This is a genomic window from Halapricum salinum, assembly GCF_004799665.1.
Classification (GTDB): Archaea; Halobacteriota; Halobacteria; order Halobacteriales; family Haloarculaceae; genus Halapricum; species Halapricum salinum.
In genome coordinates, this window is record NZ_CP031310.1 from 1,154,144 (window position 1) to 1,167,883 (window position 13,740).

A 13,740-nucleotide genomic window follows, 5' to 3' on the forward strand; every position below is an offset into this window, starting at 1 on the left:
CACGCACCCTAAAGGATTGCCCGAAAGTGAAAGTGAAATCAACCCGATGGGGTGCTGTCGAATTCGTCCTCGATCGGGGGTCGGATCTCGCCCAGCACGTCGAAGTCGGACTCGACGTCGCCGACGAACAGCAGCGCGAAGTAGCGGTGGAACGACTGGATCGGGACGTACACGAGCGCGCTGACCAGCGCGACGGCGAGGAAGAACACCAGTGCGAGCACGACGATCCCGGCGACGACGGGAGCGGTGAGCGTTCCGTTGAGGATCGCACCCAGCCCGAACAGAAGGCCGACGATGACGAACGGGATAGCCAGCACGACCGCGACGATGGCGATGGCGATGCCCCCGGCGATCGACGTGGCGATCCGCAGGCCAAAGGCGAGAATCACGTAGACGGCGTACTGCTTCCACTCGGCTTTGATCGTCGGCCAGAGGTGGCTCCAGCCCGCGAGGACGCCACACTCCCGGGCCAGCATGACCGGCACGACGAACTCGGTGGTGAAGCCGTGGATCAACACCAGCGGGATGCCGAAGACGATCCCCGCGAGTACGAGCAGGCCGATCCCGACCGCGATCTGTGAGCCGGTGATCGTCGGATCGCCCCCATCAAGAAGGGTCGTGATCGGCTCCCAGAACAACGCCAGTGCGAGCCCGACGAAGACGGCGAGCACGACGAACAACAGCGCGAGTCGGAACGACAGCAACCGGAGTCCGCGGCCCCTGTGCCGGCCGAAACCGCGGCGGATCGAGAGCGACTGCTCGCCCAGCGCTTCGACGAACACGAACTCCATGGTCGAACCGATCCAGGCGAAGACGAGCCACACCAGAAACAGTACCACGGCGATACCGGCCAGGAGGGCGATGATTTCGCCGGGGATCGACGGCACGTCGACGGAGGTGCCGGTGCCGGGGACCGACGCAGCCGTCGAGGGACCGTTCGAGACCGACGTGCCGACGTTGCCGCCGCCCGAACCCAGGCCGAGGAAGAACACGACGACGGCCAGCCGTGCCCACAGCCCGAACTCGAAGGGAAACAGCAGCGATCGCGTCAGCGAGACGGCGTCGTCGATCCGCTCGATTGCATACCACGCCATATTGGTCCTGCGAGCGCCTGCCTAAAAAAGACCGACCGCGAGTTTCCCGGTGTGAAACGCTACTCGACCCGGTCGAGCGCCATCAGCGGATACCCATCGTCCATCTCCATCCGTGCGACGACCTCGCTGTCCTCGTAGTCGACGACGATCTCCACCTCGGCGAACCGGCCCGTGAACTCGGTGTAGTCTGCCGGTCCCTCCGAGAGGGCGGCTTCGAGTTCCTCGCGCCGGATCTCGACCGTGACGGCCTCGCAGTAGGGCTGGTTCTCGATGGCTTCTTCCATCGCGGTCGCCAGCGAGTCCGCACTGTCGAGACTGATCGGCGTGCCGGCGAACTGGTGGTAGAGCGATCCGAACTTGATCCCGGCCTCGAAACAGGCCTGCTCGGCGTCGGTGGGCATACCGTCTCTCTGTCGGCGGCGTCTAATATGTGTGCCGTCCTACCGGAGCTTCCAGAGCAGCGATCTGAGTTTGTAGCTCAGTGATCCGTTCTGGTAGCCGCGCCAGCCGCTCATCCCCCCGCGAAGCGTGGCCGCGTCGTAGCCCTCACCGTCGAGCAGCCGCGTGGCTCGCTTCGCGACGATTCCCATCTTGCAGACGACGACCACGTCTCGGTCGCCCGGGATCTCGTCCAACCGCGCTCGCAACGTGGACTCGTCGCCGCTCCGCAGGTCGTCGTAGACGGGGACGTTGCTGCTCCCCTCGATCGCACCGGCCCGATAGTTCGATTCGGGGCGGATGTCCAGCACGAACGGGTCCTCTCCCGAAGCGAGACGGTCGTCGAGTTCGTCCGGACGGAGTTTGCTCATCAGTTCGATGTTGGAACGGACGGGCAAAACCGCGGTGGTTCGGCACTGGTCCAGAGAAGTGGCGCACGCTGTCGGCTGTCCGGGCAGCCGACAGCAGCGTGCGAGGGATGAGTCCACAACCATAGGGAGTGGACGAATCGGCTGGGGAGGCGTGTGGCGGTCGCGGTGCTGTAGCGGTGCGGGAGTCGCCAGCGTACGCGCCGCAGGCGCGTTTTTCCGTCAGAGCGAAGCTCTGACGACGTTCACGTCGTTGCACTCCGTGAACCCCCGGAATCGCCCTGAGAAGGCGATTCCGGCCTTTTTCCCCAAGTTTTTCGGCCGATGGGTTCCCGCAGCGAGCGTCGTGGCGCTCGCGAGGAAACCCGAGGCCGAAAAAGTGGTTCAGAAGAACTTGAACAGATCGTCCCGATTCGCTTCGTGCAAGTGTTCACGAACGGCCTCGTTCAGGGCCGCGATGTTGCCGCGCTTGGCCGAGATGGGTGCGATGGTGTCTTGCCACTGCTTCCAGGGGGGATACATGCCGAGTCGCTCGGCGAGGTCGTTCAGCCGGTCGTCCTCGTCGTCGACCTTGTCCATCTTGTTGACGGCGACCACAGGAGAAACGCCGACGTCCTGCAAGAAGTGGAACATCTCGACGTCGTGGGGGATCTCGTCCTCGCCCGAGTGGCGGTCGATGATGTCGATCACACTTTTTCCGTCGACGACGAGAATCCCCACCAGAATCTTCTCGGCGTTCGATTCGACGTAGCGTACCACGTCGGTCTTGATATCTTCGCGGACGTCCTCGGGGACGCCTTTCATGAAGCCAAAGCCCGGCAGGTCGGTCAGGACGAAGTCCTCGCTGGTCCAGTCGTAGTGGTTGGGCGACCGGGTCACGCCGGGGCGCTGACCCGTATTAAAGGTGTGGCCAGTGAGTTCGCGCATCAGGGTGGACTTGCCGACGTTCGACCGCCCGAGGAGGACGACTTCGGCGTCGCGGTCCGGCCGCGTCTCGAACATACCCATCCTAACCCGTCGAGAGCGAAAAGACTGTCTTGTTGGGCTTCGAGGCCCGAGACGATGTCGCTCGGTCGGACCATCGGCTACGGCCTGCTCGCGCTCGTCGACGCAGTCGTCGCGACGGTCGTCGCGGTCTTTCTCAGCGGGTTCGGCCTTCTCGGTGTCGCACCCAGCGCCGAGTCTGCGGTCACGATCGCTCTGGGGATCGGTGCGGCGACGTTCGTGGCGACGCTGCTGGCGAGCACGATCAGCCACTACCGCGGGGGCAAACCCTTCGCGTTCACCCGACTCTCGAAAGTCGTCGTGAAGTACACCCTCTTCTATTCGCCGTGGGTGGTCTGGCGGCGCCGCAATCAACGTCGCTGACCCGCTTACTCCATCGCCGTCGTCAGCACCCGGACTTCCTCGTCGTCGAAGGCAGTGTAGTAGAGTCTGATCTCGTCGATCTCGCCGTCGAGATAATCGCCGTCGAACTCGACGTCCTTGCCGATCGTCAGGTCGCCCATGCTGATCTCGCCGCTGTAGTCGCCGGTGCTCGCCTTCTCGCCGTCGACGTAGAGGGTGTGTTCGCTCCCGTCGAACGTCCCGACGAGGACCTGGCGCGTCCCCGCTTGCGTTCCGGTCCCAAAGATCTGTTCGTCCTGATTGCCACCCGCTTTGTCGACGCTGAAGACGGGACTGTAGTCGTCGCCGGCGGAACAGGTCCCGCTCGGGACCTGTGCGTTCGAGCACGGTTTCAACTCGACCAGCCAGTTGTCGTCGGCGCTCTTGTGCTCGAGCAGTTCCTGTTTCTGGCTCCCGTCGTCGGTCCGGTAGGTGACGGCGACGGTAAACTGATCGACGCTGTCGACCGGTGTATCGAAGTCGTCGACGGCCACGTAGTCGCCCGACCCATCGAACGCGAGTGAACGTGCCTGCCACGCGGGATCGCCCTGCAGCGCGCCGTCGTTGCCGTTGCCCGAGCGATCGACCAGAGTCGGCCCGCTCCCGGCCCCGAACGTGTAGTACGCGATGAAGTTGCCGATCTCTTCGCGGTCGTCGATCGCTCTGTCGACCAGCACCGACTGCTCGCCGTCTCGCGAGACGACAGCGAGGCGGTCGCCGGGGGCGGTCGGGACCAGGACGGATTTCCCCGCAGATCCCTCGTCGAAGGTCGCGACCGGGCGGCCGTTCAACTGCACGGAAACGTCAGTCCCGATAGCCGTCGCGGTCATGCGGAGGCCGACCGGCGTCTGTTCGTACTCGAACGACGCCTCCGCGGTGGGTGCGCCGACACCGTCGAGAAACGTCAGCGACAGCGTTACCAGGACGACGCCGATGACGATCGCGACGCCGACGAGCAGGACGTTGCCCACTACTGGGGTCACGGCTCGATCGTCACCGGTGGCGAGAGTCATCGACTCGTCAGTATGCGCTCCGATCGAATAAAGACTCTCTCCACTGACCCGTCGGTTATTTGCCCGCGCCGGCCGATCCAAAAGGCGTGCGACTCCTGCAGGTGACCATCCCCGCGGGCAAGCGCCAGGCCATCGAGCGGGCGCTCGACGACGAGGGCGTCGACTACGTGCTGACCGAGGAGACCAGCAACCGGGAGTACACCGCCGTCGCGTACGTCCCGGTCCCGACCGCTGCCGTCGAGCCGGTGCTGGAGCGGTTGCGCGAGGCCGGGCTGGACGACCAGGCCTACACCGTCATCGTCGAGGCCAACACAGTCATCTCCCAGCACTTCGAGGAACTCCAGGACCGCTACGCCGAGGAGGAAGACGAAGAGCGGATCGCTCGCGAGGAACTCCGCTCGAAAGCCGGGGAACTGGTCCCCAGCAGGGTCAACTACGTCCTGTTGACGATGGTCAGCGCGATCATCGCGACGGCCGGCCTGCTGCTGGACTCGCCGGCGGTCATCGTCGGCTCGATGGTAATCGCGCCGCTGATCGGCCCGGCAATGGCCGCCAGCGTCGGCACCGTCCTCGACGAACACGACCTGTTCACGCAGGGGACGATCCTGCAGGTCGGCGGGCTCGTCCTGGCGGTCGCCAGCGCCGCCGTGTTCGCGTTTCTGGTCCGGACTGGACTGTTGATTCCACCGGGTACTGAAATTACGGCGATCCCCTCGATCCGCGAGCGTCTCCTGCCGGATTTCCTCTCACTGGCGGTCGCGCTCGGGGCGGGAATCGCCGGCGTCGTCAGCCTGACAGCGGGCGTCTCGACGGCACTGGTCGGCGTCATGATCGCCGTGGCGCTCATCCCGCCGGCCGCCACGGTCGGAATCGGGATCGCCTGGGGCCAGCCGATGGTCAGCCTCGGTGCGGGGATCCTGACGCTAGTCAACGTCCTCTCGATCAATCTGGCGGCCATCGCGCTGCTGTGGTATCGCGGCTACCAGCCCAGCGAGTGGTTCAAGATTCGTGGTGTGCGCCAGACGGCGCTGCGCCGCGCGGCCTTTCTCGTCGCCTCGATCGCGCTGCTGTCGGTCTTTCTTGGTGTCGTCACCTACGACTCCTACCAGCAGGCGACGACCGAGCAGACCATCGACGACACCGTCGCCCAGACGCTCGCCGAGTACGATGACGCGAGCTACGAGTCGCTCCGAATCGACTACTCCGAGGGCGTCGTCCTCCGTGAGCCACGGCAGGTCGTCGTCACCGTCGGGCTCCCGCCGGACGGCACGCCACCGGATCTCGCCAGCAAGCTCGACGCGCGGATCGAAGCCGCGATCGACGCCGAAATCACGACAGACGTCCACTACGTCACCGTCCAGTCGGCGTGAACTACCCCACCCTACTTCGCTCACCGCAGACGCGGTTCGCTCGTTGAGGGTAGCGTGGGACCTCGGTCCCACGGACCATGCGAACGGGCCTGCGGCCCGTGAGCAGATGGGGCTTTGATGTGGACTCCCGGCGATTAGTCAGCAGGCTCCACCTCGAAAACGCTGAAAATCGATTCGGTGCAGCTATTCTGACCGCTACTCTTCGAAAGGAAGTTCGGGCTCGTAGTCGATGGCGTCGACTGCGGCGTGCAGCACGGTCTGGACGTTCTCGTCTTCGGTGACGCTCATGTAGTAGTCGGCCTCGACTTCACGCGAGCGGTCGGCCTTGTTGCAGACCGTCAGCACGGGCGCCTCGTCGAACTGCTTGACGAGCGCGTCGCGGAGTTCGAGTTGGACTTCGATGGGGTAGCCACACTCCCCGCTGGCGTCGACGAGGACCAGCACGCAGTCGGCCAGGTGCTCCAGTGCACTCACGGCCTGGCTCTCGATCTGGTTGCGATCCTCCGGCGGGCGGTCGAGCAGCCCTGGCGTGTCCACGAGCTGATAGCGAACGTGGTCGCGCATCGCGGACCGGTCGGTCCGCGCTGATTCGGCGGACAGGTCCGCCCCCTCGAAGTGCCCGACGTTGATCTCGGTAGTAGTAAAGGGGTAGGAGTTGATCTCGTTGCTCGCGCGCGTCACGCTGTTGACGAACGACGATTTCCCGACGTTGGGGTAGCCCGCGACGACGATGGTCGGCTCGTCCGGTTTGATGTCCGGGAGGTCACGCAGGGCCTCGCGCGCCGCCGCGATAGCCAGCAGCGAGTCTTCGACCTGTTCGACGACGTCCGCGAGTCGTGCGAAGGCCTGCTTGCGGAGTTTGCGTGCGTGATCGACGTCGTTGGCGTTGCGGAGCTTGGAGTGATATTCGCCGCGGATGTCGGCACACTTCCGGGAGGCCCAGGTGACCTCCGAGAGGTGCTGGCGGAGTGCGCCCGTTCCACGCTTTTCCTCGTTGCCGATGGCCGTCTCCCCGGCGATGACGGCGTCGGCGAGATCGGTATAGAAGGGGTCCAGATCGTCGAAGTCCGGCCACTCGGTGACGACGTTTTCCAGATTATCCGAAAGGATGTTGGCGGCGGTCTGGAGCATCGACGACTGGGCGTCGAAGCCCTCCTTGGCCCGCCCGGCACGGGAGGCCCGCGAGAAGGCTTTGTCGACGAGTTCCGACGATCGCGGGGTCGTCGGGAGGTTCTCGAACGGTTGGCTCATTGGCCACTCCTACCGGGCCAGGCCGGAAAAGGACCGCGAAACGGGCGCGCGAGCGGACAGAAACGATTTTTCCCCCGCGCCGGTAACGCCCGGACATGGCTCAGCACGACGTCGACGATATCGTCCCGCCCGGGCTAGTACAGCGACGCGTCATGATGGGGCGAGTCAGCCAGGTCCATCGCCCCGACCGGCCTGCCGAGGAAGGCGACATCTTCGAGATCAACGGCGCGACCTACGAGATCACCGACGTCACCGAACGGACAGTCTCGGATGTCGGGATGGGTGACGCCCGGACGGAGGCGGCCAGTTCGCTCGGGGAATTCCGCGAGCGAATGGTGATGATCGACTCCGACTTCGAGTGGGTCCCCGACAGCGTCCTGTATCGCTACCAGTTCAAACGGAAGCTCCCGAGCGACGAGGACTAGGCCGGTCCGGTGGTCGTGGTAACGCGACACTCGCAAGCCTTACATATCCCCCGCTCTTCCAGACAAAGGCAATGGCAACCGGTACGGTTGATTTCTTCAACGACACAGGCGGTTACGGTTTCATCGAGACTGAAGACGCGGACGAAGACGTTTTCTTCCACATGGAGGACGTTGGCGGTCCGGACCTCGAAGAAGGACAGGAGATCGAATTCGACATCGAGCAGGCCCCCAAGGGTCCGCGCGCGACTAACGTCGTCCGACAGTAGATTCGCACTATCGCTTCACGGCGATTCCGTTTTTATCGACGCCACAGGTGAGAGCGACAGCGCTGTCCACCCGGACGGTCGCTGCCGCGGAGCCATCGCTTTTGTCGACGCGGCCCGAACAATCGGCCATGACTCACCGAGACGCGACCGAGATTCTCCCTGGCGAGCACCTGATCGAGAAGGTCCACAGCGGCGAGATCACGCAGATGCACCGCGGGCAGGCCTACGCCGAGGAGGGCGACACTTTCGACATCGACGGCGATACCTTCGAAGTGACCGACGTGACCGAGCGGACGCTGGGCGATCTCACCGACGAAGACGCACAGCGCGAGGGGTCGCCTGATCTCGAGCACTACAAGAAACGTCTCCAGCACGCCCACGACACGTTCGAGTGGGACGACGACAGCGAGGTCGTTCGGCATCGGTTCGAGCGAGTGGAGTGAGACCACTTTTTACTCCTCGGGTGGCCTCGCTCCCGTCCGGTGAAACGTCCCGCTTTTCGAGATTCCTCGCTCTGCTCGGAATCTCGTTATCACCGTCGCTCAGCCAACTCCGCCCGCAGATCCTCCAGATCCATGTCCTTCATCGACAGCAACACCAGCATGTGATAGACGATGTCGGCACTCTCGTAGGCGATCTCCTCGCGGTCGTCGTCTTTGGCGGCGAGGACGAGTTCGGTCATCTCCTCACCCAGTTTTTCGAGGACCGCGTTCTCGCCTTTCTCGTGGGTGAACAGCGAGGTCGTATAGGAGTCTTCAGGGAGGTTCTCCTTGCGGTCCTCGATCACCGCGAACACCTCGTCGAGCACGTCTGCGTCAGTCATACCCGGGGCGAGGTGGCGGGTGGACAAAAACCCCGTCAGTCCGTGATTCCACAAAGAATTTAGCCGTGCTTGTCGGCCCGTGAACACGATGGCTCCGAGTCGCTCCCGTCTCGTGCTGGCATGTGGAGTGCTGGTACTCCTGACTTCGGTGGGGGCCGCCGCCGTCGACGGCCAGGCCAACGCGTACGGGTTTCGAGCGCAGCCGGACACGACTGTCAGTCACTCGGAGGCGTCCCAGCCAGTCGAGACGTATTCGTTCGAGTCACTCTCCCCGGAGACACAGGCGGTGGTCCGGCAGGCCATCGGAGACGATTCATACACACTCGTCACCGTCTCGGATCCTCCATCGGAGTTTACCTATCTCACTGATTACAGTTCGTCTGAGCGCGGCGACTACCACATCCGCTATCAGGGGCAGGTGTACCATCTGACCGCCAGCAACTACGGCAGTCTGTTTCGGTTCTTCCGCTCTCTCATTACTATTCTCGTCCCCGGTGTCGTGGTCGGACTCCTGCTGGTCGGTCTCAGAGGGTTGACGAAGGGAGCGACGCACTCACTGGTCATCGAAGGCGGTGCGATCGGTCTCGGACTCGTCGTGTCCGTCCTCAACGTTCGGTGGGTGGTCTCGCTGACTCGCGTCGACCCACTTCCAGAGCCCGCGCTCTGGGAGAGTCACCTCGTCGCAGCGTTGCTGCTCTCGCTCGGAGTCTGCTGGATTCTACTTCGCGCTCACTCGAAGAAAGCCAGATCGTGAATCCGCGAGTCGCCCGTCAGTTCGGGGTGGAAGGAAGTCCCGAGAACGGGCCCGTCCCGAACGGCGACCGGGCGGCCGTCCCACGAGGCCAGCACGTCAGCGTCGCCCACCTCGTCGATGACGGGCGCGCGGATGAACACCGCGTGGAAGGGGTCGTCCAGTCCGTCGACATCCAGGTTCGCCTCGAAGCTGTCCTTCTGCCGGCCGAAGGCGTTGCGCTTGACGCTCACGTCGAGCAGATCCAGGGTATCGACGCGGTCGTCGTTGGCGTCGCTCGAACAGACGATCAGGCCCGCACACGTGGCCAGAATCGGCTTGCCGGCCTCGACGTGCTCCTGGATCTCGGGGGCGATCCCCTCCCGATGAAGGAGCCGCGAGATGGTCGTCGACTCGCCGCCCGGGATCGCCAGCAGATCACAGTCCGGGACGATCCCCGACTGGCGGATCTCGACGACCTCGGCCGTCTCGCCGTGTGACTGTGCGGCCGATTCGATCGCCCCGGCGTGCTCGCTGACGTCGCCCTGTACGGCCACGACGCCGGCTGTGAGACTCATTGGCGGCCCTAGCCGACCGACTGCGAAAAATGGCTCGTTCCGCTCTGTCCGCCCCGCGGGGTCGAGACTGCTACTCGTCCGGCTGAATTGCCGACCGAGACTTCTAGTCGTCTGCCGCGGTCGGTTCGCCCGACGCAGCCGTCTCGATCGCCGCCTCGTCCTCGTCGTCTTCGGGCCCCGGCGGTGCCGAGTACATCATTCCGCGACTGGCGCTGTAGCGTGTCATTGCCTCCACTGGGCCCGTCACGTCACATAAACCCACCCCTGAAATACATAATGTTCTTTAGCCACATACTAGGGCGGGCAAAGTCATTAGGGTCGAGGGTCCGTGGTCGGTACATGGACAGACGGCGGGATCCGGTCCAGGCGCGAAACGACGAGGGGCTCGATCTGTACGACGTCGTCGACTGGGAGCAGCGGACGGCACTTGACTCGCTCGCGGTCGCGCTCCACCGGGCGATTCTCTACACGGCGCGGGCGTTCGTCGTCGTGCTCGCGCTGTTCATCCTGCTCGGCGAGGTCGCGCTGGGGACGCTCGGGAGTCTGACCGAGCCCTGGATCGGGACGCTCGTGGTGCTGTCGGCCGTCCCCGCGCTCGGATTGGCGGTGTTCGTCTGGCGGACCGACATCACGACACCAGAACCGCTGTCGCTGCTCGTCGGGACCTTCCTGCTCGGCGTGCTCTTTGCGGGCTTCGCCGGCGTGCTCAACTCGATACTGCCGGACATCTTCGCCTCGTTCGGGGTCGAACTCACGCTCGTCGCCTTCTTCTTCCTGGTCGTCGGGCCCGTCGAGGAGTTCGTGAAGCTCCTGGCCGTCCGGCTCTATCCCTTCAGAGACGACCGCTTCGACGCCGTCATCGACGGTGCGGTCTACGGTGCGGTCGCCGGACTCGGCTTCGCGACGATCGAGAACGCGATCTACATCACGCGTAACATCGCGGCAGCGGGCGGGGCTCAGAACGTCATACTGGCCGGGACCGGAATCTCTACCGTGCGCGCGATGGCCGGGCCGGGCCACGTCATCTACTCCGCGTTCGCGGGCTACTACCTCGGGCTCGCGAAGTTCAACCCCGACGACGCCGGCCCGATCGTCCTCAAGGGACTGCTGATCGCTGCGGTCCTGCACGCCAGTTACAACACGATGACGCTGTTCGCGCCGGATCTGTTCGCCGACCTCGCGGGAACGAACTGGTTCGGCGGCTTCCTGCTGTTCGTGATCGTCTTCGACGGCGTCTTCGGCTACCTGCTCTACCGGAAACTCCAGGCCTACCGGCTGGCGTACAAACGCGTCCACGACCAGCTCCAACCCCGGTCCGAGCCGACCGAGTTCGACGCCTGACTCGACTTCCGCGCTATTCCTCAGCCGCGCGCTCGACCCAGCCCGGCTGCTGGTCGTCGGCTTGCAACATCCGCTCGACGTACTTGGCCATCACGTCGACCTCGACGTGGACCGGATCGCCGACCGACTTCTCGCCCAGCGTCGTCACGTCGTAGGTCTCGGGGATGATCGCCACCTCGATCGAGTCGTCGTTGCGGGCGGCGATCGTCAGCGAGATGCCGTCGATCGCGATCGACCCCTTCTCGACGAGGTACCGGTCCTGTCCGTCGGGAACCGAGAAGGTAAAACGCCAGTCGTCGCCCACTTCCTCGATGGCGAGAATCTCGGCCGTCGCGTCGACGTGACCCTGCACGAAGTGGCCGTCGAAGCGCCCGTCAGCCGGGAGCGCACGTTCGAGATTGACGCCGTCACCCTCCGAGATCGTCCCGAAATACGTCCGGTCGAGCGTCTCCTCGGCCAGGAACACCGAGAACCAGCCCTCGCCGAAGTCTTCGACAGTGAGACACGCGCCCTCGACGGCGATCGACTGTCCTTCAGTCAGTCCCTCGAACGGCGCGTCGATCCGGAGGCGGCGGCCGCCTGCCTGATCGTCGATTGCCGATACCGTGCCCGTCGTCTCGACGATACCTGTGAACATGTCCGCTCCTTCGAACCGCTGGGGCGAAAGGGTTCCCGTTCGATCCCGGAGAGTGAGAACGGCTCACGACGCTGGGCTTTTGTCCCTCGGTGGCCAACTCCGGGCGATGGCGCAGGGAATCTTCGATACGTTCCAGCAGATGGGCGCGATCTTCATCGCAGTTATGCTCGCGCTCCCGGGAGTGGACTTTCTGCTGTTGCAGGGCGAGCCAGCCACCGGAGCGGCGCTGCTCGGACTCGCTGCCGTCGTCCTGCTGGTCTCGAAGTACGTCTCGACGCCCGGCGACGCGGCCGGCGGGCTCGGCCAGCGGATCGTCGGCTGGGTCGTGAAACCGCCCGAAGACGACGACTAGCTACTCGACCGGGATCGACCGACTGTCCTCGTCGGGCGTCTGTTTTGGCAGCGTCACAGTGAGGACGCCGTTGTCGTAGCCGGCGCTCGTCTCCCCGTCTTCGACCGCGTCGGGCAGTGAAATCGTCCGTTCGATCGACTCCTGCGTTCGCTCACGCCGGACGTAGACCCCTTCTTCTGTCTCTTCAGTTTCGCTCTCGCGCTCTGCGTAGAGGTGGAGCGTCCGCTCGTCGTTCAGCGTCACCTCGATATCGTCTGTCTCGTAGCCCGGCAGGTCGGCGACGACGACGATCGCGTCGCCCTCGTCGCGAACGTCGACGGCGATGGCCCCCATACTCCCGAGTTCGACCGGGTCGAACTCGGCGAACTGGTCGCTCAGACGGTCGAACATCCGCTCGATGTCGTCGAAGGGATTGGATCTAGATGTCATACCTGGGTGACAGTACGACGGCCCGGAACTTACTGTTTGTGGCGAGAGGACAGAATTCGGGTGTCGACTACGAGACGACGTGTTCGGTGTCGTACGATCCCAGCCGCTTGACCCAGCCGTCTTCGGCCAGGGCTTCGATCTCTGCGAGTGCGCCCTGGGTCCGATCCTCGTAGAGCCCAGCTTGAAAGTCGACGTGGAAGACGTAGTCGCCGAGACGCTCGCCGCTCGGACGAGATTCGAGTCGCGAGAGGTTGATGTCACGCTCGGCGAACGGCTCCAGCAGTTTGAGCAGGAGACCGGGATAGTCGGAGTTGGGATAGATGACGATCGAGGTCTTCCCACCGGCCTCCGAGCGGTCGCTGGCGGGGCCGATCGCGACGAAGCGGGTCGCGTTGGAGGTCTGATCCTGGATGTCCTCGGCGAGTACCTGGAGGTCACCCTGGACGTTGTCGGGGTGGGCGATCGCGGCAATCGAGGGGTCGTCGAGCGCGCGCTGGACTCCGCGAGCAGTGGAGGCGACAGCTTCGAGTTCGACGTCGGGGTAGTGTTCGTCGAGGTAGCCCCGGCACTGCGCGAGCGCCTGGGCGTGGCTGGCGATCGTCTCGAAACTCTGGTCGTGAGCCAGCAGCGCGTGGCGGATCGGCGTGATGATCTCGCGGACGACCGCGACGTCGTACTCGGCGAGGGCGTCGAGGCTCTCGGTGACGCTGCCCTCGATGCTGTTCTCGATGGGGATGACCCCGCGGTCGTACTCGCCGTTGGCGACCGCCTGGACGATCTTGGTGACCGACTCGGTGAAGGCGATGTCCTCGGAGACGGCCGTCGCCGCGCGGTGTGAGTAGGTCCCGCTCGGCCCGAGCGTGAGCGTCTGCATACCCCTCGATACCTCGGCTCACGTGAAAAACCACCCGGTGTCTACGCGGTGAGCAACACGATCCCCGCGAGTGTCATGTAGAGACCGACGAGCCCCCCGACGAGTCCGATCACCAGCAGCACTCTCTCGGAGAGATCCGGCGTCGACAGCCGATCGGAGTCAGTCACGACGAGTCCGCCGATCGCGACCAGCGTCGTCCCCATGACGAGCTGGATCAGCGACAGCGTCGGGAGCTGCGAGCCGTTGACGAACTGTCCCAGGCCGTAGCAGACGTTTCCGACACCCAGAACGAACACGCCAGCACCGTAGACGAACCGCGGCGAGAATCGATCGGAGAGTCGCCCGTCCGGGAGTGCCATATCTGC

At 64.5% G+C, this 13,740-nt stretch carries 21 protein-coding genes; 8 read left to right on the forward strand and 13 right to left on the reverse strand.

From position 1 onward, the window contains the following. Nucleotides 1–38: 38 nt before the first annotated feature. The 4 genes from DV733_RS05705 to engB all read right to left on the reverse strand — a co-directional run bounded on the left by DV733_RS05705 (nucleotide 39) and on the right by engB (nucleotide 2,902). Nucleotides 39–1,094 (reverse strand): DUF7544 domain-containing protein, encoded by a 1,056-nt coding sequence (locus tag DV733_RS05705; protein WP_049994219.1) that lies wholly within the window; start codon nucleotides 1,092–1,094, stop codon nucleotides 39–41. Between the two features lie 59 nt (nucleotides 1,095–1,153). After that, the gene (locus DV733_RS05710) at nucleotides 1,154–1,495 is read right to left on the reverse strand and encodes a dihydroneopterin aldolase family protein (RefSeq protein WP_049994220.1); all 342 of its coding nucleotides are present in this window, start codon (nucleotides 1,493–1,495) and stop codon (nucleotides 1,154–1,156) included. A gap of 39 nt (nucleotides 1,496–1,534) precedes the next feature. Continuing rightward, nucleotides 1,535–1,903, reverse strand: coding sequence for a rhodanese-like domain-containing protein (locus DV733_RS05715; protein ID WP_049994221.1), 369 nt, complete (start codon nucleotides 1,901–1,903; stop codon nucleotides 1,535–1,537). 381 nt (nucleotides 1,904–2,284) lie between these two features. Beyond that, nucleotides 2,285–2,902 (reverse strand): GTP-binding protein EngB, encoded by a 618-nt coding sequence (gene engB / locus DV733_RS05720; protein ID WP_049994222.1) that lies wholly within the window; start codon nucleotides 2,900–2,902, stop codon nucleotides 2,285–2,287. 60 nt (nucleotides 2,903–2,962) lie between these two features. On the opposite strand from engB, the gene DV733_RS05725 reads away from it, so the two are divergent. Next, the gene (locus DV733_RS05725; protein ID WP_049994223.1) at nucleotides 2,963–3,268 is read left to right on the forward strand and encodes a hypothetical protein; all 306 of its coding nucleotides are present in this window, start codon (nucleotides 2,963–2,965) and stop codon (nucleotides 3,266–3,268) included. Between the two features lie 5 nt (nucleotides 3,269–3,273). Here the strand turns inward: DV733_RS05725 and DV733_RS05730 are convergent, their stop codons facing one another. Continuing rightward, on the reverse strand, nucleotides 3,274–4,299 hold the full coding sequence (locus DV733_RS05730; protein ID WP_049994224.1) for a LamG domain-containing protein: 1,026 nt from the start codon (nucleotides 4,297–4,299) through the stop codon (nucleotides 3,274–3,276). Nucleotides 4,300–4,385: 86 nt separating this feature from the next. Here DV733_RS05730 and DV733_RS05735 point away from each other — a divergent pair, with 86 nt between their 5' ends. Next, entirely contained in the window at nucleotides 4,386–5,669 is a 1,284-nt protein-coding gene (locus DV733_RS05735; protein WP_049994225.1) for a TIGR00341 family protein, read from the forward strand. A 195-nt stretch (nucleotides 5,670–5,864) separates the two neighbouring features. Here DV733_RS05735 and DV733_RS05740 read toward each other — a convergent pair whose 3' ends face one another. Then, on the reverse strand, nucleotides 5,865–6,920 hold the full coding sequence (locus tag DV733_RS05740; RefSeq protein WP_049994226.1) for an NOG1 family protein: 1,056 nt from the start codon (nucleotides 6,918–6,920) through the stop codon (nucleotides 5,865–5,867). Nucleotides 6,921–7,015: 95 nt separating this feature from the next. Here DV733_RS05740 and DV733_RS05745 point away from each other — a divergent pair, with 95 nt between their 5' ends. From DV733_RS05745 to DV733_RS05755, 3 genes are all read left to right on the forward strand, one after another. Beyond that, a complete protein-coding gene (locus tag DV733_RS05745) occupies nucleotides 7,016–7,345 on the forward strand; it encodes an ASCH domain-containing protein (RefSeq protein ID WP_049994227.1) in 330 nt (109 codons plus the stop codon). 71 nt (nucleotides 7,346–7,416) lie between these two features. Next, nucleotides 7,417–7,611 carry a cold-shock protein gene (locus tag DV733_RS05750; RefSeq protein WP_049994228.1) on the forward strand — a complete coding sequence of 65 codons (195 nt, stop codon included), beginning with the start codon at nucleotides 7,417–7,419 and terminating at the stop codon, nucleotides 7,609–7,611. Between the two features lie 128 nt (nucleotides 7,612–7,739). Further along, entirely contained in the window at nucleotides 7,740–8,054 is a 315-nt protein-coding gene (locus tag DV733_RS05755) for an ASCH domain-containing protein (RefSeq protein WP_049994229.1), read from the forward strand. Between the two features lie 89 nt (nucleotides 8,055–8,143). Here the strand turns inward: DV733_RS05755 and hisE are convergent, their stop codons facing one another. Next, complete coding sequence (gene hisE / locus DV733_RS05760; protein WP_049994230.1) at nucleotides 8,144–8,434, reverse strand: phosphoribosyl-ATP diphosphatase; 291 nt, start codon at nucleotides 8,432–8,434, stop codon at nucleotides 8,144–8,146. 88 nt (nucleotides 8,435–8,522) lie between these two features. On the opposite strand from hisE, the gene DV733_RS05765 reads away from it, so the two are divergent. Next, nucleotides 8,523–9,188, forward strand: a complete 666-nt coding sequence (locus DV733_RS05765) for a hypothetical protein (RefSeq protein ID WP_136342289.1) — start codon at nucleotides 8,523–8,525, stop codon at nucleotides 9,186–9,188. Here the strand turns inward: DV733_RS05765 and pdxT are convergent. Further along, entirely contained in the window at nucleotides 9,164–9,742 is a 579-nt protein-coding gene (gene pdxT / locus DV733_RS05770) for a pyridoxal 5'-phosphate synthase glutaminase subunit PdxT (protein WP_049994232.1), read from the reverse strand. The two genes, DV733_RS05765 and pdxT, sit on opposite strands and share 25 nt — an antisense overlap. 103 nt (nucleotides 9,743–9,845) lie before the next feature. After that, on the reverse strand, nucleotides 9,846–9,968 hold the full coding sequence (locus DV733_RS17635) for a hypothetical protein (RefSeq protein ID WP_257217575.1): 123 nt from the start codon (nucleotides 9,966–9,968) through the stop codon (nucleotides 9,846–9,848). Between the two features lie 113 nt (nucleotides 9,969–10,081). Between DV733_RS17635 and DV733_RS05775 the strand changes: the two genes are divergently transcribed. Beyond that, a complete protein-coding gene (locus DV733_RS05775; protein ID WP_049994233.1) occupies nucleotides 10,082–11,083 on the forward strand; it encodes a PrsW family intramembrane metalloprotease in 1,002 nt (333 codons plus the stop codon). A gap of 13 nt (nucleotides 11,084–11,096) precedes the next feature. On the opposite strand, the gene DV733_RS05780 is transcribed toward DV733_RS05775, so the two are convergent. Then, entirely contained in the window at nucleotides 11,097–11,720 is a 624-nt protein-coding gene (locus DV733_RS05780) for a riboflavin synthase (RefSeq protein ID WP_049994234.1), read from the reverse strand. Between the two features lie 106 nt (nucleotides 11,721–11,826). Between DV733_RS05780 and DV733_RS05785 the strand changes: the two genes are divergently transcribed. After that, nucleotides 11,827–12,072, forward strand: a complete 246-nt coding sequence (locus DV733_RS05785) for a DUF7533 family protein (protein ID WP_049994235.1) — start codon at nucleotides 11,827–11,829, stop codon at nucleotides 12,070–12,072. On the opposite strand, the gene DV733_RS05790 is transcribed toward DV733_RS05785, so the two are convergent. The 3 genes from DV733_RS05790 to DV733_RS05800 form a co-directional block, all read right to left on the reverse strand. After that, a complete protein-coding gene (locus DV733_RS05790) occupies nucleotides 12,073–12,501 on the reverse strand; it encodes an Hsp20/alpha crystallin family protein (RefSeq protein WP_049994236.1) in 429 nt (142 codons plus the stop codon). Between the two features lie 67 nt (nucleotides 12,502–12,568). Then, entirely contained in the window at nucleotides 12,569–13,375 is an 807-nt protein-coding gene (gene pheA, locus DV733_RS05795; RefSeq protein WP_049994237.1) for a prephenate dehydratase, read from the reverse strand. Between the two features lie 41 nt (nucleotides 13,376–13,416). Further along, a complete protein-coding gene (locus DV733_RS05800) occupies nucleotides 13,417–13,734 on the reverse strand; it encodes a hypothetical protein (protein WP_049994238.1) in 318 nt (105 codons plus the stop codon). Between the last annotated feature and the right edge of the window lie 6 nt (nucleotides 13,735–13,740).

Excerpts from the sequence above, each read along its gene's own strand:
- DV733_RS05750 (WP_049994228.1), top strand. The coding sequence starts at position 7,417 with ATGGCAACCGGTACGGTTGATTTCTTCAACGACACAGGCGGTTACGGT.
- engB (WP_049994222.1), bottom strand. The coding sequence starts at position 2,902 with ATGTTCGAGACGCGGCCGGACCGCGACGCCGAAGTCGTCCTCCTCGGG.
- DV733_RS05715 (WP_049994221.1), bottom strand. The coding sequence starts at position 1,903 with ATGAGCAAACTCCGTCCGGACGAACTCGACGACCGTCTCGCTTCGGGA.
- DV733_RS05785 (WP_049994235.1), top strand. The coding sequence starts at position 11,827 with ATGGCGCAGGGAATCTTCGATACGTTCCAGCAGATGGGCGCGATCTTC.
- DV733_RS05730 (WP_049994224.1), bottom strand. The coding sequence starts at position 4,299 with ATGACTCTCGCCACCGGTGACGATCGAGCCGTGACCCCAGTAGTGGGC.
- DV733_RS05780 (WP_049994234.1), bottom strand. The coding sequence starts at position 11,720 with ATGTTCACAGGTATCGTCGAGACGACGGGCACGGTATCGGCAATCGAC.
- DV733_RS17635 (WP_257217575.1), bottom strand. The coding sequence starts at position 9,968 with ATGACACGCTACAGCGCCAGTCGCGGAATGATGTACTCGGCACCGCCG.
- DV733_RS05765 (WP_136342289.1), top strand. The coding sequence starts at position 8,523 with ATGGCTCCGAGTCGCTCCCGTCTCGTGCTGGCATGTGGAGTGCTGGTA.
- DV733_RS05725 (WP_049994223.1), top strand. The coding sequence starts at position 2,963 with ATGTCGCTCGGTCGGACCATCGGCTACGGCCTGCTCGCGCTCGTCGAC.
- hisE (WP_049994230.1), bottom strand. The coding sequence starts at position 8,434 with ATGACTGACGCAGACGTGCTCGACGAGGTGTTCGCGGTGATCGAGGAC.
- pheA (WP_049994237.1), bottom strand. The coding sequence starts at position 13,375 with ATGCAGACGCTCACGCTCGGGCCGAGCGGGACCTACTCACACCGCGCG.
- DV733_RS05740 (WP_049994226.1), bottom strand. The coding sequence starts at position 6,920 with ATGAGCCAACCGTTCGAGAACCTCCCGACGACCCCGCGATCGTCGGAA.
- DV733_RS05755 (WP_049994229.1), top strand. The coding sequence starts at position 7,740 with ATGACTCACCGAGACGCGACCGAGATTCTCCCTGGCGAGCACCTGATC.
- pdxT (WP_049994232.1), bottom strand. The coding sequence starts at position 9,742 with ATGAGTCTCACAGCCGGCGTCGTGGCCGTACAGGGCGACGTCAGCGAG.
- DV733_RS05745 (WP_049994227.1), top strand. The coding sequence starts at position 7,016 with ATGGCTCAGCACGACGTCGACGATATCGTCCCGCCCGGGCTAGTACAG.
- DV733_RS05710 (WP_049994220.1), bottom strand. The coding sequence starts at position 1,495 with ATGCCCACCGACGCCGAGCAGGCCTGTTTCGAGGCCGGGATCAAGTTC.
- DV733_RS05705 (WP_049994219.1), bottom strand. The coding sequence starts at position 1,094 with ATGGCGTGGTATGCAATCGAGCGGATCGACGACGCCGTCTCGCTGACG.
- DV733_RS05775 (WP_049994233.1), top strand. The coding sequence starts at position 10,082 with ATGGACAGACGGCGGGATCCGGTCCAGGCGCGAAACGACGAGGGGCTC.
- DV733_RS05800 (WP_049994238.1), bottom strand. The coding sequence starts at position 13,734 with ATGGCACTCCCGGACGGGCGACTCTCCGATCGATTCTCGCCGCGGTTC.
- DV733_RS05790 (WP_049994236.1), bottom strand. The coding sequence starts at position 12,501 with ATGACATCTAGATCCAATCCCTTCGACGACATCGAGCGGATGTTCGAC.